This is a genomic window from Streptomyces tuirus (assembly GCF_014701095.1).
In the GTDB taxonomy this organism is placed as follows: Bacteria; Actinomycetota; Actinomycetes; order Streptomycetales; family Streptomycetaceae; genus Streptomyces; species Streptomyces tuirus.
Window position 1 is genome coordinate 596044 of sequence record NZ_AP023439.1, and the last position, 14926, is coordinate 610969.

Genomic DNA, 14926 nt, shown 5'->3' on the forward strand with positions numbered 1-14926 from the left:
TCTCAGCGGTCGGCGCCCGCGCCCGTCACCCGGTCGACCAGGTCGGTCCACGCGGCCTCGAGGCGGGACAGCGGCACTCCGCACTGCCTGGTCAGGTGGTGCACGAGGGCGGGGTCGAGCTGGCCCATCAGGGCGTGGGAGAGGAGCTCGCAGTCCGCTTCGGGGACCGCCTGGCGCAGCAGCATCTCGATGTGGTGCCGCAGCACACGGCGGGCGGGGACGACGTAGCGGCGGCTCGCGCCGGGCTCGGCGGCCAGCTGCAGTTCGAGCTCGTCGGCCGAGCGGCGCAGCATCGCGCAGCCGAACGCCCGCAGCCGCTCCACGGGCGGCGCTCCGGGCCCGAGCGGCGGCGGGCCGCCGAGGAACGCGGCCTGGAACTTCTTCTCGGAGTGGTCGAGCAGCGCCGTCAGCAGGCCGGTGCGGTCGCCGAATCTGCGGAAGACCGTGCCCTTGCCGACACAGGCCTCGGCGGCCACCGCCTCCATCGTGACGGCCTCCGCGCCGCGCTCCGCCACCAGCCGCCCGGCGGCCTCCAGCAGCCGGGCGCGGTTGCGCGCGGCGTCGGCCCGCAGGCACGGCTCGTCCGCCTCCAGGGCGGCGCCGAGCTGGAGCAGCTCGGGGTGGTCGACGGGCTCCTGGGGCGTCGGTACGGGGGGCGGGGCGGCGGACATGAAGCCAGCGTAAAGCATCGGGAACAAAACTGGACCGCGGTCCGGTTAGGATGCTAGAAACCTTAAGCGGACCCCGGTCCGGATCGCCAGCAGTGATATCCAGAGCAGTGCCTCAGATGTGGGAGTCAGCATGTCCGTTCGTATCCTCGCCCTCGTCGGCAGCCTTCGCGCCGGTTCGCACAACCGCCAGCTCGCCGAGGCGGCCGTCAAGCTCGCTCCCGAAGGGGCCGAGGTGAACCTCTTCGAGGGGCTGGCCGAGATTCCCTTCTACAACGAGGACATCGACGTCGAGGGCAGCCTCCCGGCCGCCGCAGCCCGGCTGCGCGAGGCCGCGAACGCCGCCGACGGCCTGATCCTCTTCACCCCCGAGTACAACGGCACCATCCCCGCCGTCCTGAAGAACGCCATCGACTGGCTGTCCCGCCCGTACGGCGCCGGTGCCCTCAGCGGCAAGCCGGTCGCCGTGGTCGGCACCGCGTTCGGCCAGTACGGCGGTGTCTGGGCGCACGACGAGACCCGCAAGTCCGTGGGCGTGGCCGGCGGCAAGGTCCTGGAGGACGTCAAGCTGTCCATTCCCGGCTCGATGACCCGCTTCGCCGAGACGCACCCGGCCGACGACGCCGAGGTCGCCGGGCAGCTGACCGAGGTCATCGCCCGCCTGCACGGCCACGTGTCCGAGCCCGCCGCGGCCTGACCGCGACATTTCGCACCCGCGAAGGGGCCGGGGCCGGCGAACGGCCCCGGCCCCTTCGGCGTGTCCCGGCGGGTTTCCGCGCGGAACAGGTCAGACCGGCTGTGGCTCGCGCTCGGGCCGGTGGATCGGCCGGCCCGAACCGGTGAGCGGCGCCCCCGTGCCGCCGTGCCGGGCGGCGATGATCTCCGCCGCGATGGACACGGCGGTCTCCTCGGGCGTACGGGCTCCCAGGTCGAGGCCGATCGGTGACCTCAGCCTGGCCAGGTCGCGCTCGCTCACGCCCGCTTCCCGCAGCCGCCGGTTGCGGTCCTCGTGGGTGCGGCGGGAGCCCATCGCGCCGATGTAGGCGACGGGCAGCCGCAGCGCCTCCGTCAGCAGGGGGATGTCGAACTTCGCGTCGTGGGTGAGCACGCACAGCACCGTGCGGCCGTCGGTCTCGGTACGCCGGAGGTAGCGGTCGGGCCAGTCGACGACGATCTCGTCGGCCTGCGGGAAGCGGGCCCGGGTCGCGAAGACGGGGCGCGCGTCGCACACGGTGACGTGGTAGCCGAGGAATGCGCCCGCACGCACCAGGGCCGCCGCGAAGTCGATCGCGCCGAAGACGATCATGCGGGGCGGCGGAACGGCCGACTCGACGAGCAGGGTGAGCCCGCCCGGGCAGTGCGACCCGTCCTCCGAGAGCTCCACCGTGCCGGTACGGCCGGTGTCCAGCAGGGCCCTGGCCCGGTCGAGCGCCGCGCGGTCCAGTGCCGGGCCGCCGCCGAGACCGCCCTCGGACGAGCCGTCGGGGCGGACCAGCAGGGCCTGGCCCGGGAGGCCGGACGGCCCCCGCACCACCCGGGCCAGGGCCACCGGCTCGGCCCGGGCGGCAGCCGCCAGCGCCGCCCTCTCGGCCGGGCGCCCGCCCGGGCACGGGGCGATCATGACGTCGATCGTCCCGCCGCAGGTCAGCCCCACCGCGAAGGCGTCCTCGTCGCTGTAGCCGAACCGCTCGACGCGCGTCTCGCCGTCCCGGAGGGCCTGGAGGCAGAGTTCGTACACCGCTCCTTCCACGCAGCCCCCGGAGACCGAGCCGACGGCCGTGCCGTCCGCGGCCACGGCGAGCGCGGCGCCGGGCGGGCGCGGGGCGCTGCCGCCCACGGCGACGACCGTGGCGACGGCGAAGTCCCGGCCCTCCTCGATCCAGTCGTGCAGGGGTCCGGCGAGATCAAGCATCGCCGCCCGCCAGCAGCACGCGGTCGGGTCGGATCGGCAGGTCCCGGTGGCGGACGCCGGTCGCGTGCCACACCGCGTTGGCGACCGCCGCGGCCGCGCCCACGATGCCGACCTCACCGATGCCCTTGATGCCGACCGGGTCGTCCGGATCGGGGTCGTCGACCCAGTCGGCCTCGATGTGCGGGATGTCGGCGTGCGCGGCGACGTGGTAGCCGGCGAGGTCGGCGCCGTAGAGGCCGCCGGTCGCCCTGTCCCGGACGGCTTCCTCGTGCAGGGCCATGGAGATACCCCAGATCATGCCGCCCAGGAACTGGTTGCGGGCGGTGAGCGGGTTCACGATCCGGCCGGCGGCGAAGATGCCCAGCATGCGGCGCACCCGGACCTCTCCGGTGCCCGGGTCGACGGCGACCTCGGCGAACTGCGCACCGAAAGCGTGCCGCTCCTTCTGGGCGAGGGCGCCGAGGGCTTCGGCCGTGTTCGACCGTGCGGTGATGCCCTCCGGCGGGATGTCCGCGCCCGGCGCGAGGCTGCGGCGCAGCTCCTGGGCGGCGGCCGTGACGGCCCAGCCCCAGGAGCGGGTGCCGGCCGAACCTCCGGCGATCGACGCGGCGCCGAGATCGCTGTCCCCGATCTCCACCCGGACGCGGTCCGCGGGCACCTCCAGAACGTCGGCGGCGACCAGGGTGAGCGCCGTGCGGGCGCCGGTGCCGATGTCCGCGGCGTTGATCCGCACCGTGAAGGTGCCGTCCGCCTCAGCGGTCAGAGCCGCCGTGGACGGCATGGCCAGGGTGGGGAAGGAGGCGGCGGCGGTGCCCGTGCCGAGCAGCCAGCGGCCCTCCCGGCGCACCCCGGGCCGCGGATCCCGCTCGTCCCAGCCGAACCTGCGGGCGCCTTCGCGGAAGCAGGGAATCAGGTTGCGGCTGCCGAAGGGCAGGCCGGACACCGGGCCCACCTCGGGCTCGTTGCGGACCCGCAGTTCGATGGGGTCGATGCCGCACCGCTCGGCGAGTTCGTCGAGCGCCGACTCCAGCGCGAACGAGCCCGACGCCTCGCCCGGGGCGCGCATCCAGGTCGGGGTGGGGACGTCGAGTCTCACGAGCCGGCTGGCCGTGTGGTGGGCGTCGGCCGCGTACATCGACCGGCTCGACGCCGCGCTGGGCTCGACGAAGTCGTAGAAGGCCGAGGTCCGGCTCAGCGACCGGTGCTCCAGCGCGTGCAGTCGTCCGTCCGTGTCGGCGCCGAGCCTGACCCGCTGGGCGGTGGGGCTGCGGTGGCCGGCGAGGGAGAACATCTGCCGGCGGGTCATGACGACCCGGACCGGGCGCTGCAGCACGGTCGCGGCCATCACCGCGGCCACCTGGTGCACACGAACACCCTTGCTGCCGAAGCCGCCGCCCACGTGCTCGGAGCGGACCCGCACGGAAGCCGGGTCGAGCGAGAACAGGGCCGCGAGCTCGCCGGCGACCCAGCCGGTGCCCTGGTTGGAGTCGACGACCTCCAGCCTGCCGCCCTCCCACCGGGCCGCCGCCGCGTGCGGCTCCATCGGGTTGTGGTGCTCCTCCGGGGTGGTGTACTCGGCGTCCACCACCACGGCGGACGCGGCGAGTCCGGCCTCCAGGTCGCCCTTCTCCACCACGGCCGGCAGGTGCCCGTCGAGCGCGTGTGCCTCAGCCTCGCGCCCGGCGGAGAACGCGACGTCGTGCGGCTCCTGGTCGTAGTGCACCACGAGGGCCTCGGCGGCCTCCCTGGCCTGCTCGGAGGTCTCGGCGACCACCAGGGCCACCGGCCAGCCCAGGTGGGGCACGCGGTCGTGCTGGAAGAGGCCGACGGTGGGGTCCGGCGGGGTGCCCATCATGCCGGTGTAACCGGTGTCGACCGGCGGGGCATTGTGGTGGTGGAGCACCGTGAGGACCCCGGGCATGGCGAGTACGGGCTCGGTGTCCAGGGCGCGGATGCGGCCGCGGGCGACGGTGGACAGCACCAGCCAGCCGTGGGCGAGCTCGGCGAAGGGGATCTCGCCGGCGTAGCGGGCCGCTCCGGTGACCTTGTCGCGGCCCTCCACGCGCGGGTGCGCGGTGCCGACGGCTCCCGTGGTGGCGGTGGTCATCGGGCGGCCTCCTCGGCGAGTTCGCTGAGCACGGCCACGACGAGGTTGCGCATCAGGGTCACCTTGTATCCGTTGTGGGGCAGGGGCCTGGCGGGGGCCAGTTCGGCGTCCGCCGCGGCCGCGAAGTGCTCGGCGTCGGCCGGGCCGCCGGTCAGGGCGCGTTCGGCCGCACGGGCGCGCCATGGGCGGGAGGCGACCGCGCCGAAGGCCAGACGCACGTCGTGGACGAGGCCGTCCCGCACGTCGAGCGCGGCGGCTACGGAGCCGATGGCGAAGGCGTACGAGGCCCGCTCGCGCACCTTGCGGTAGCGGGAGTTGGCCGCTGTGGGGGTGGGCGGCAGGGTGACACCGGTGATGAGCGCGCCCGGTGGCAGGGCCGTCTCCAGATGCGGGGTCTCCCCCACCGGCAGGTAGAAGTCGGCGAGCGGCAACTCCCCGGCCCCATCGGCCGTTTCGTACGCCACGCTCGCGTCGAAGGCGGCCAGTGCCACGCCCATGTCGGAGGGGTGGGTGGCCACGCAGTGGTCGGAGGCGCCCAGGACGGCGTGGTTGTGGTGCTCTCCGGTGAGGGCGGGGCACCCGCTGCCGGGATCGCGCTTGTTGCAGGGGGAGCTGACGTCGGCGAAGTAGCCGCAGCGGGTGCGCTGGAGGAGGTTGCCGCCGACGGTGGCCATGTTGCGCAGCTGGCCGGAGGCTCCGGCCAGCACGGCCTGTGCAAGTGCCGGGTAGCGGCGCCGGACCTCGGGGTGGGCGGCCAGGTCGCTGTTGGTGACGGTGGCGCCGATGCGCAGCCCGCCGTCCTCGGCCGGCTCGACGCGGTTCAGGGGCAGTTCACGCACGTCGACGAGCCGGGCGGGCCGTTCGACGCCGCTCTTCATCAGATCGACGAGGTTCGTGCCGCCTCCCAGGAAGCGGGCTTCCCGGTCGCCGTCGAGCAGTGCGACGGCGCCGGAGACGTCGTACGCCCGCTGGTAGTCGAACTCCCTCATGCCGCAGCTCCCTTGGTCTCCTCGGCGGCCCTGGCCACGGCCTGGACGATCGACACGTATGCGCCGCAGCGGCACAGGTTGCCGCTCATGCGCTCGCGGATCTCCTCCGGGGTCAGCGGCGGTGGTCCCGCCTCGGGCCGGACGTCGCCGGTGGCCGCGCTCGGCCAGCCGGCCGCGTGCTCCTCGATCACGGCGATGGCCGAACAGATCTGGCCCGGCGTGCAGTAGCCGCACTGGAAGCCGTCCAGGTCCAGGAACGCCTGCTGCACGGGGTGCAGTCGCTCGCCGTCGGCCACTCCTTCGATGGTGGTGATCTCGCGCCCTTCCGCGGCCACGGCGAGCTGGAGGCAGGCCACGCTCCGGCGGCCGTCGAGCAGGACCGTGCAGGCACCGCACTGGCCCTGGTCGCAGCCCTTCTTGGTACCGGTCATGTCGAGTCGCTCACGCAGGGCGTCGAGCAGGGTGGTGCGGTGGTCGACGGTCAGCGTGAACTTCTCGCCGTTGACGGACAGGGTGAGGTCGCTGGACGTCGATGCTGGCATGGAAGCCTTCTCTCTCACATCGCGAAGTCGGGGTGGGCAGGGTCGCTGCGGGTGGCGATGCCGGTTCACGACCGGGCAGGATGCGGGGCGGGCGAGCTCGGGGCAGGGCAGCCGCGGGCTGTCCGCACATGCGGCACGCCGATACGATGAGGCAAGCGGACAGTTGTCCGTTACCGGAAAACTTAACGGACAACTGTCCGCTTAACAAGGGACTGGTTTCGGCCATGGCCCGAAAGGAGGGCGGGTGCGGAAGAAGGACGCTCCCCTGCGCTCGGACGCGCAGCGCAACCGCGAGCGCATCCTGGAGGTCGCGCTGGAGGAACTGACGCACTCGGCGGGCGTCCCGCTGAGCGCGATCGCCAAGAAGGCGGGCGTCGGGCAGGGCACCTTCTACCGCCACTTCCCCACCCGTGAGGCGCTCGTCCTGGAGATCTACCGGCACGAGATGCAGCAGGTCGCCGACACCGCCCCGGCGTTGCTGGAGAGCCGGGAGCCCGACCGGGCGCTGCGCGAGTGGATGGACCGGCTGGCACGGTTCGCCATGACCAAGGCGGGACTGGCCGACGCCATCCGCCAGGCCACCAGCGCACCCGGTCAGCCGGAGAAGCCGGGCCACACCCCGGTGACCGAGGCGGCCGACCTCCTGCTCCGGGCCGCCGAGGAGGCCGGCACCATCCGCCCGGGGGTCACCGCGAGCGACCTCTTCCTCGTCATCGGCGGACTCTGGACGATGGACCCCCACACCGACTGGCAGCCGCGCGCCACTCGCCTGCTGGATTTCGTGATGGACGGGCTGCGGGTGGGGGCGGCTGGGGGGTGACGCGGGAGGCGCGGGGGCGGCAGGGCTCGGGGGACGGGCCGCGTCTCGGAGCCGGGGCGGGGCCGGTCGGGGCGGGGCGGGGGCACCGAGGGCGCCGTTCTGGGAGCCGGCTTCGGGCTCCACGCTCGCGTGCTGTTGTGCCACCCCGCCTTAGTCAGACCGTCGGGTGGCCGGGTAGCCGGGCTGTCGGGTGGCCGGACGGACAGGCGGACAGGCGGACAGGAACTCGTACGCCGGACGGGCCGACGGACGGACGGGCGGCCGGACTGTCGGTCATACGGCCGGACGGCAGATCGGACCGTCGGGCGGTCGGATGGCCAGCCGTCCGGACGGCGGGACGGGCCGGGACGGCGGGAGGGCCGGGACCTACCCACCGCCCAGTTCCTCAAGCGACAGCCGTGCGGGCCAGGGCCCGTAGTTGCTCCAGGGCCGCCGCCACCGCCGGGCGGGCGTGGCCGCCGGTCCGGGTGCAGGTCAGGAGCTTGCGGTGGGGATCGCCGGTGCAGCGGACCCGGGTGATCGGCAGGTGCGGGGTCAGATGGGCCAGGCGCGGGATGAGGGCGACGCCGAGCCGGTGGGCCACGAGGTGGGCGCAGACGTTCCAGTCGAGGGCGTGATGGACGATCTCGGGGGTGAACCCGGCCGCGCCGCAGGCGGAGAGCACGTGCGGCCGGCAGGGACTGTCCTCCACCGGCGCGATCCACGCCTCCCGCGCCGCCTCGGCGAGATCGACCCGGCTCCGGCCCGCCAGCCGGTGCCCCTCGGGCACGACCAGGTCGAACGGGTCGTCAAGTAGCGGCTGCTGGTCGAACCGCGTATCACTCATCGGCGGGTTGCGCGGGGTCGCCTCGACGATCGCCAGGTCGGTCCCGCCCTCGAAGAGCAGGTCGAAACTCTCCGGGACACCCGCCTCGGTGATCCGGACGGACAGCCGCGGGTGCCGCTCCCCCAGCCGGGCCGCCATCGGCGCGAGCAGGACAGAGACGGCGACGGGGAATCCGGTGACCCGCAGCACCCCGGCGGGCGCCCCGTGGTCGGCCCGTAGGTCCAGTTCGGCCTGGTCCCAGCGGGCCTGGATGGCGTCGGCGTGCGCCAGCAGGCTCTCGGCGGCCGGGGTGAGACGCACACCGCGCCCCTGTGGCTCCAGCAGGTCGACGCCCAGGTCGCGGGCGAGCTGCCGTACCTGCTGGGAGGCGGCGGACGGCGTGAAGTGCAGGGCTCGGGCGGCCGCGGTGACCGTGCCGTAGTGGGCGACCGCCCTCAGGACGTGCAGCCGGCGCAGGTCAATCATGAAGGTCAGGCTTCATAGTGACGTTCACAAAGTCAACCTGGACGTGTACGGATCTCCGGACGCACCCTGGCTGTGTCGCGACGGTCAACCACCACGACGTACAAGGAGTCGGACATGACCAGCACCGAGGCCACCGCCGCCTGCCCGTACTGCGGCTGGCCGGACGGAGGCGAGCCGTTCCGGGTGTTGTCCCGGCACGCCACCGCGACGGGCCACACGGAGTGGACACGGTGCGGATGCGGCTCGTTGCAGGTCCGGGTCGCCGACGGCGGCGGAACGCGCGTCGTCTCGCGCAGCGGGCCGGCACCCCGCGGCCCCCGCCCGGCGGCCGGACGCGGCGAGCCGCTGCCGCGGCTGACCGCCCGCGCCCCGGCGTCCGCCGACACGACGCGGAGGCCGGGATGCGCGCCGGCTGGGGCGACCGTGAACGCCGTACGCCGTACGCCGAACCTAACGCCGTACCCCGATCATGACCCGCGCCGCGTCGGCGAATACCCCCCTCACCAGCGCCGCCGCCGGCGAAACCACCCTCCGGCGTGATCCGGATCGCGTCGGTGGCCTCCCCCTGTGCCCCTCCTCCTGCGGCAGACTGTCCCAGCGCCCCCCGTACACGATTCAGGAGCGTGAGGCATGAGCCTGCAGCGGTATCCCCTGGCCGGGGTCACGGTGGTCAGTCTGGAGCAGGCCGTGGCCGCGCCCTACGCCACGCGGCAGCTCGCCGACCTCGGTGCTCGGGTGATCAAGGTGGAGCGGCCGGACGGCGGCGACTTCGCCCGCCGGTACGACACGACCGTGCACAGCCACTCCAGCTATTTCGTGTGGCTCAACCGCTCCAAGGAGTCCCTCACGCTCGACCTGAAGGACCCCCGCGGCCACGAGATCCTGCACGACCTCCTCGACGGCGCCGACGTGTTCGTGCAGAACCTCGCCCCGGGCGCCGCCGCCCGGCTCGGGCTGGACGCCGCCACCGTCACCGGCCGCCGCCCGAACCTGATCCCGTGCACGATCTCCGGCTACGGCACGACCGGCCCCTGGTCCGACCGCAAGGCCTACGACCTGCTCGTGCAGTGCCAGACCGGGCTGGTGTCGCTGACCGGGACACCCGAAGGGACCGCCCGGACCGGGATCTCCGTCGCGGACATCGCCGCCGGGATGTACGCCTACAGCGGCGTCCTCACCGCCCTGTACACCCGTGCCACCACCGGCGAGGCCCATCCCGTGGAGGTGTCCCTGTTCGAGGCGCTCGCGGAGTGGATGGGCCAGCCCGCCTACTACACCCGGTACGGCGGTGCCCAGCCCCCGCGTCTGGGCACCCAGCACGCCACCATCGCGCCGTACGGCACGTACACCGCCGCCGACGGCAAGGAGGTGCTGTTCTCCATCCAGAACGAGCGGGAGTGGGTGGCTCTGTGCGCCGAGTTCCTCGGCCGTCCGGAGCTGGTCGACGATCCGCGGTTCGCCACCGGCTCCGACCGCGTCACCCACCGCGAGGAGCTCAACGCCGTAGTCGCCGAGCGATTCGCCCGCTCCGGCTCCGACGAGATCCTCAAGGACCTGGAGCGCATCGGCATCGCCTGCGCCGGGGTGAACGACGTCGCCGCGTTCCTGGACCACCCCGTGCTGGCCGCTCGTGGCCGCTGGAGCGAGGTCCAAGTGCCGGGCGCCACCGTGGAGGCGCTGCTCCCGCCCGCCGACCTCGCGGGTCTGCCCGCGCGCATGGACCCCGTGCCGGCCGTGGGCGAGCACACCGAGGCCATCCTCAGCGAACTGGGCCGCACCGCCGAGGAGGTGGCGGCCCTGCGCGCGGACGGCGTCGTCTGACCTGCCGGCGAGGGGCCGCCCGACGGGCTAGCCGGCCTCCCCGGCCCGCTCGGCCTCCGCCTCGGCCTCCTGCCGTTTCGACGCGCGCAGGCTCGTGACCGTCGTGACCGCCAGGACCAGCACGATGAAGCCCAGCGAGAACGGGATGCCGATCTCGGGGACGTGGACGCCCGACTCGTGCAGCGCGTGCAGTATCAGCTTCACGCCGATGAAGCCCAGGATGATCGACAGGCCGTAGGAGAGGTGGACCAGCTTCTTCAGCAGGCCGCCGATGAGGAAGTACAGCTGGCGCAGGCCCATCAGGGCGAAGGCGTTCGCGGCGAAGACGATGTACGGGTCCTGCGTCAGACCGTAGATGGCCGGGATGGAGTCGAGGGCGAACAGCACATCGGTGGAGCCGATCGCGAGCATCACGACCAGCATCGGGGTCATGACCCGCTTGCCGTTCTCGGTGATGAACAGCTTCGTGCCGTGATAGCGGTCGGCCACGCCGAAGCGCTGTTCCGCCATCTTCAGCAGCTTGTTCTCCTGGTACTCCTCGTCGTGGTCCTGCGTACGGGCGTCCTGGACCAGCTTCCAGGCGGTCCAGATCAGGAACGCCCCGAAGAGGTAGAACACCCAGAAGAAGGCGGAGATGATCGCCGCCCCGGCCGCGATGAACACGCCCCGCAGCACCAGGGCCATCAGGACGCCGATCATCAGCACCCGCTGCTGGTACTGCGACGGCACCGCGAACTTGCCCATGATCAGGACGAAGACGAAGAGGTTGTCGACGCTGAGCGACTTCTCGGTGAGGTACCCGGCGAAGAACTCGCCCGCGGGCCCGCTGCCACCGAAGTACCAGAGCCCCGCCCCGAACAGGGCCGCCAGGACGACCCACACCACGGTCCACGTCCCTGCTTCTTTGAGGGACACCTCGTGCGGCTTGCGGCCGACGAAGAAGTCGACGGCGACCAGCAGGCACAGGGCGGCCAGGGTCAGCAGCCATACGGACAGCGACACGTTCACTTGCTACTCCTGATGCGGGTGTGGGAAGGGACATGCTTCTCCGCGATGGCCGGACTTCGCCGCTCAGGTCGGGTGAACACCGGGTCAAAGCTGCACATGCAGCGCCTCCAGGACGTCCTGGTCCGTCAGTTGGTCGAAGTTCTCGTACCAGAGACCCACCGCCATGAACGCGGCCGGCCGGTGCAGGCAGACGACCTCGTCGGCCTCGCCGCGCATCAGCTCGGCGCCCTCACGGGAGCACACGGGCGCGGCCAGCAGCACCTTCCCGGGCCCCTGACGGCGTACGAAGCGCAGCGCGGCGCGGGCCGTGGAACCGGTCGCCAGGCCGTCGTCGACGACGATCACGGTCCGTCCGCGCAGGTCAGGGGCGGGCCGTCCCTGCCGGTACAGCCGCTCACGGCGCCGCAGTTCGGCGCGCTCCCGCTCGATGACGGAAGCGAGCGCGGCCTTGCCGATACCGAGGTGGCGCACGGCGTCCTCGTCCAGGAGCGGCACCTCGTCCCCGGCCATCGCGCCGACGCCGAGCTCCTCCTGGTGGGGCGCCCCGATCTTCCGTACGACGAGCACGTCGAGCGGGGCGTCCAGGACGGCGGCGACCTCGCGGGCCACGGCGACTCCACCGCGCGGCAGGGCGAGGACGAGGGGGTCGGGCAGGTGCCCCTCGCGCTGCCGGGTGCGCAGTGTTTCGGCCAGCTCCTCACCGGCCTGCCGGCGATCACGGAACCGCATGACGGTCACCTCCGCTTCCCGCACGAAAGAGGGCCCCGGGCGGTCCGCTCCCGCGTACCCCGGGGCCCGCCGGACGAAGCGCGCCGACCGCTCACCGGCCCGTGGCGGCCCGTATCCGCTCGTCGCACCACTGCCGGGCCGCCTCGGTGACCTGGCCGAGCGCGCCCGGTTCCTCGAAGAGATGGGTGGCGCCCGGCACCACGTGGAGGGTGTGCGGGCCGGGCAGCCGCCGGGCCGCGGTCTCGTTGAGCCCCAGCACGTGCGTGTCCCGGCCGCCCACGATCAGCAGCACCGGGGCGCGTACGGCGTCCAGGGCGTCGCCCGCCAGGTCGGGCCGCCCACCGCGCGAGACGACCGCCCGTACCCGCTCGGGGCGTTGCGCGGCGGCGACCAGGGCGGCGCCCGCGCCGGTGCTGGCGCCGAACAGGACGACGGGCAGGTCCGAGGTGCCGGGCTCCCGAGCCAGCCAGTCGAGGGCGGCGACGAGGCGGCGGCCCAGCAGGGGGATGTCGAAGCGGAGCTCGGCGGTGACGGCGTCGCGGCGTTCCTCCTCCTCGGTGAGCAGGTCGATCAGCAGGGTGCCGAGCCCCGCGGTGCGCAGGCCTGCCGCGACCTCGCGGTTGCGGGGGCTGTGCCGGGAGCTGCCGCTGCCGTGCGCGAACAGCACGACCGCGCGGGCGTCCGGGGGCACGGCCAGGTCGCCGGTGAGGTCCGCGCCGCCGGCGGGCAGGGTGACCGTCCGGGAGTCCATCGTCAGCCTCCTCTCCCCCGGTTCCCGTGGTACCCACGCCGCGACGGACGTCCCATGGCGCGATCCGTGGGGTGCCTGTCGTTGACGCCGTACCGCGCGCCGATGGAGCGTGAGGGGCGTGACCGATCGCCGTATCGTCTTCGTCGTCTTCGACGGCTTCCAGCCGCTCGACCTCACCGGACCGCACGAGGTGTTCCACAGCGCCGGCGAGTACGCCTGCGAGGTGGTGGCGACCCGGGCGGGGCCGGTGCGGTCGGCGAGCGGGCTGGTCGTGCACGCCGCCCACGGCGTGACGGACCTCGACCCGGCCGGGACGGACACCCTCGTGGTGGTCGGCGGCCGGGGCGTCGACCGGGCCCGGGAGGACGAGGCGCTCGTCGCCTGGGTTGTCGCGGCCGCGGCAGGTGCCCGGCGGGTGGCCTCGGTGTGCAGCGGGGTGTTCCTGCTGGCGGCGGCCGGTCTGCTGGAGGGGCGGCGGGTCACCACGCACTGGGCGCGCGGGGAGCAGCTCGCCCGGGAGCATCCCGGGGTGCGCGTGGACTGCGACCCGGTCTTCGTCCGGGACGGGCGGGTGTGGACGTCGGCCGGGGTGAGCGCCGGGATGGATCTGGCGCTCGCCCTGGTGGAGGACGACCTCGGCCGGGGCGTCGCGCACGAGGTGGCCCGCCGGCTGGTGCTGTTCCTGCGCCGGCCGGGCGGGCAGTCGCAGTTCAGCGTGGCGCTGTGGTCGCGGCAGCCGGCGACGGACCCGGTGCGGGCCGCCGTCGGCGCGATCCACGCCGATCCCGGTGCCCGGCACGACATCGCGGGTCTCGCCGCGCACGCCGGGCTGAGCCCGCGTCATCTTCAGCGCCGCTTCACCGCCGAACTCGGCGTGCCGCCCGCGGCGTACGTCGAGCGGGTGCGCGTCGAGGCGGCCCAGCGGGCGCTGACGGACGGGGACGAACCGGTGGAGGCCATCGCCCGGCGCTGCGGCTTCGCCACCGCCGAGACCCTGCGCCGCACGTTCCACCGCCGGCTCGGTGTCGCGCCGTCGGACTACCGCGCCAGGTTCCGCTCCACGACCGGAGCCCCGGCAGATCTCTCACAGGAAGGAACAAGCGCATGACGACCTACGGACTGCTGGTCTTCGAGGACGCCGAGGAGCTGGACTTCGTGGGGCCCTGGGAGGTCTTCACCGTCTCAGCGCGGCTGCGGGACAGCGGCGACACGGCCGTGCTGGTCTCGGAGCACCCCGGACCCGTGCGCTGCAACAAGGGCCTGCGCGTGCTGCCCGACCACACCTTCGACGACCATCCGCCGCTGGACGTGCTGCATGTGCCGGGCGGGCTGGGCGCGCGTGAGACCCAGTTGCACAACCCGGTGGTCACCGGCTGGATCGCCAAGACGGCGGAGCAGGCGACCTGGGTGCACGGCGCGTGCACCGGCACGTTCCTGCTGCATGCCGCCGGACCCGCCCGGGGGCGCCGGGTTGCCACGCACTGGAGCCAGGAGGACGCCCTGGAGGCGCGCGGGGACGTGACGGTGGTCCGGGACGCCCGCTATGTGGTCGACGGCGGCCTGGTCACCAGCCAGGGCGTCTCGGCCGGGATCGACAGCGCGTTGTGGCTGGTCGGGCGGCTGCACGGCCGGGATCACGCGCGGGCCGTACGGCGCTACATCCAGTACGACCCGGCGCCGCCGTACCTCGCGGACGAGCCCGTCTGATTCACCCGTCCGGCGCCGGGACCGCATGGGTGGGCGAGCCTCGGGCAGGCGATGTTCATGGGCGGTGACACGAGCGACGGCGGGCAAGGGCGGCAGCCGGGCGAGAGCGGGCACCGGGCGGTGCCGCATCCGGGCGACATCCGGATCGAGGCGTGGGCGGCATGCAGAGAGCACTGCGTGGCGGAGGCCGCCCTGGCGATGGTCGAGAGTTTCGCGGACGTGTCCCGGGTGCGGCCCACCGCCGTGGACCGGGTGCGGCTGCCCGAGGCGAGCAGCGACGACCTGCTCGCCGCGCTGCTGGACGAAATCATCTTCCGCCTTGAGGCGTACGGGCAGGTGCCCGTGGACGTGGAGGCGGACGAGGCCGACGGCGGCCTGGACGTACGGCTGGCCGTCACCGGCATCACCGACGTGGAGATCACCGGGGCGGTGCCGACGGCGGTGGCGTGGGAGGAGCTGCGGATCGGGCCGGATCCGTACGGCTGGTCGTGTGCGGTGACGGTCGACGCCTGACCCCGTGGCCTGGGTGCGCCTTTCCCTGACGGTCGACGCCAGACCCTGGCGGACAGGGTGTCGCGCCA

Annotated in this window: 16 protein-coding genes; 7 read left to right on the top strand and 9 right to left on the bottom strand. The window is 73.7% G+C overall.

The features are described 5' to 3' along the window. Positions 1–2: 2 nt before the first annotated feature. On the bottom strand, positions 3–671 hold the full coding sequence (locus tag IGS69_RS02825; protein WP_190896632.1) for a TetR/AcrR family transcriptional regulator: 669 nt from the start codon (positions 669–671) through the stop codon (positions 3–5). Positions 672–801: 130 nt separating this feature from the next. Here IGS69_RS02825 and IGS69_RS02830 point away from each other — a divergent pair, with 130 nt between their 5' ends. After that, complete coding sequence (locus tag IGS69_RS02830) at positions 802–1365, top strand: NAD(P)H-dependent oxidoreductase (protein WP_190896634.1); 564 nt, start codon at positions 802–804, stop codon at positions 1363–1365. 90 nt (positions 1366–1455) lie between these two features. Here IGS69_RS02830 and IGS69_RS02835 read toward each other — a convergent pair whose 3' ends face one another. From IGS69_RS02835 to IGS69_RS02850, 4 genes are read right to left on the bottom strand one after another with little or no spacing between them, the layout of a single operon-like run. Beyond that, a complete protein-coding gene (locus tag IGS69_RS02835) occupies positions 1456–2580 on the bottom strand; it encodes an XdhC family protein (protein WP_190896637.1) in 1125 nt (374 codons plus the stop codon). Beyond that, entirely contained in the window at positions 2573–4687 is a 2115-nt protein-coding gene (locus IGS69_RS02840) for a xanthine dehydrogenase family protein molybdopterin-binding subunit (protein ID WP_190896638.1), read from the bottom strand. Before IGS69_RS02840 ends, IGS69_RS02835 begins: the two co-directional genes overlap by 8 nt. Continuing rightward, positions 4684–5676 carry an FAD binding domain-containing protein gene (locus tag IGS69_RS02845; protein ID WP_190896640.1) on the bottom strand — a complete coding sequence of 331 codons (993 nt, stop codon included), beginning with the start codon at positions 5674–5676 and terminating at the stop codon, positions 4684–4686. Before IGS69_RS02845 ends, IGS69_RS02840 begins: the two co-directional genes overlap by 4 nt. After that, positions 5673–6218 carry a (2Fe-2S)-binding protein gene (locus tag IGS69_RS02850; protein ID WP_190896642.1) on the bottom strand — a complete coding sequence of 182 codons (546 nt, stop codon included), beginning with the start codon at positions 6216–6218 and terminating at the stop codon, positions 5673–5675. Before IGS69_RS02850 ends, IGS69_RS02845 begins: the two co-directional genes overlap by 4 nt. A gap of 244 nt (positions 6219–6462) precedes the next feature. Between IGS69_RS02850 and IGS69_RS02855 the strand changes: the two genes are divergently transcribed. Beyond that, the gene (locus IGS69_RS02855; protein WP_190896644.1) at positions 6463–7038 is read left to right on the top strand and encodes a TetR/AcrR family transcriptional regulator; all 576 of its coding nucleotides are present in this window, start codon (positions 6463–6465) and stop codon (positions 7036–7038) included. 385 nt (positions 7039–7423) lie between these two features. Here IGS69_RS02855 and IGS69_RS02860 read toward each other — a convergent pair whose 3' ends face one another. Continuing rightward, positions 7424–8329 carry a LysR family transcriptional regulator gene (locus IGS69_RS02860; protein ID WP_190896646.1) on the bottom strand — a complete coding sequence of 302 codons (906 nt, stop codon included), beginning with the start codon at positions 8327–8329 and terminating at the stop codon, positions 7424–7426. 114 nt (positions 8330–8443) lie between these two features. On the opposite strand from IGS69_RS02860, the gene IGS69_RS35155 reads away from it, so the two are divergent. Further along, on the top strand, positions 8444–8869 hold the full coding sequence (locus IGS69_RS35155) for a hypothetical protein (protein WP_385862257.1): 426 nt from the start codon (positions 8444–8446) through the stop codon (positions 8867–8869). Between the two features lie 90 nt (positions 8870–8959). Beyond that, the gene (locus IGS69_RS02870) at positions 8960–10150 is read left to right on the top strand and encodes a CaiB/BaiF CoA transferase family protein (RefSeq protein WP_190896648.1); all 1191 of its coding nucleotides are present in this window, start codon (positions 8960–8962) and stop codon (positions 10148–10150) included. 27 nt (positions 10151–10177) lie between these two features. On the opposite strand, the gene IGS69_RS02875 is transcribed toward IGS69_RS02870, so the two are convergent. From IGS69_RS02875 to IGS69_RS02885, 3 genes are all read right to left on the bottom strand, one after another. Further along, complete coding sequence (locus IGS69_RS02875) at positions 10178–11158, bottom strand: TerC family protein (RefSeq protein WP_190896649.1); 981 nt, start codon at positions 11156–11158, stop codon at positions 10178–10180. An 84-nt stretch (positions 11159–11242) separates the two neighbouring features. Beyond that, positions 11243–11887 carry a phosphoribosyltransferase gene (locus IGS69_RS02880; RefSeq protein ID WP_190896651.1) on the bottom strand — a complete coding sequence of 215 codons (645 nt, stop codon included), beginning with the start codon at positions 11885–11887 and terminating at the stop codon, positions 11243–11245. 91 nt (positions 11888–11978) lie between these two features. Beyond that, complete coding sequence (locus tag IGS69_RS02885) at positions 11979–12638, bottom strand: dienelactone hydrolase family protein (RefSeq protein ID WP_190896653.1); 660 nt, start codon at positions 12636–12638, stop codon at positions 11979–11981. A 118-nt stretch (positions 12639–12756) separates the two neighbouring features. On the opposite strand from IGS69_RS02885, the gene IGS69_RS02890 reads away from it, so the two are divergent. Genes IGS69_RS02890 through IGS69_RS02900 form a run of 3 tightly spaced genes read left to right on the top strand, consistent with a single transcriptional unit; the run spans position 12757 to position 14858 of the window. Then, the gene (locus tag IGS69_RS02890; RefSeq protein ID WP_190896655.1) at positions 12757–13746 is read left to right on the top strand and encodes a GlxA family transcriptional regulator; all 990 of its coding nucleotides are present in this window, start codon (positions 12757–12759) and stop codon (positions 13744–13746) included. Further along, the gene (locus tag IGS69_RS02895; RefSeq protein ID WP_190896657.1) at positions 13743–14345 is read left to right on the top strand and encodes a DJ-1/PfpI family protein; all 603 of its coding nucleotides are present in this window, start codon (positions 13743–13745) and stop codon (positions 14343–14345) included. Before IGS69_RS02890 ends, IGS69_RS02895 begins: the two co-directional genes overlap by 4 nt. A gap of 57 nt (positions 14346–14402) precedes the next feature. After that, positions 14403–14858, top strand: a complete 456-nt coding sequence (locus IGS69_RS02900) for an archease (protein ID WP_190896659.1) — start codon at positions 14403–14405, stop codon at positions 14856–14858. The last annotated feature ends 68 nt before the right edge of the window (positions 14859–14926 follow it).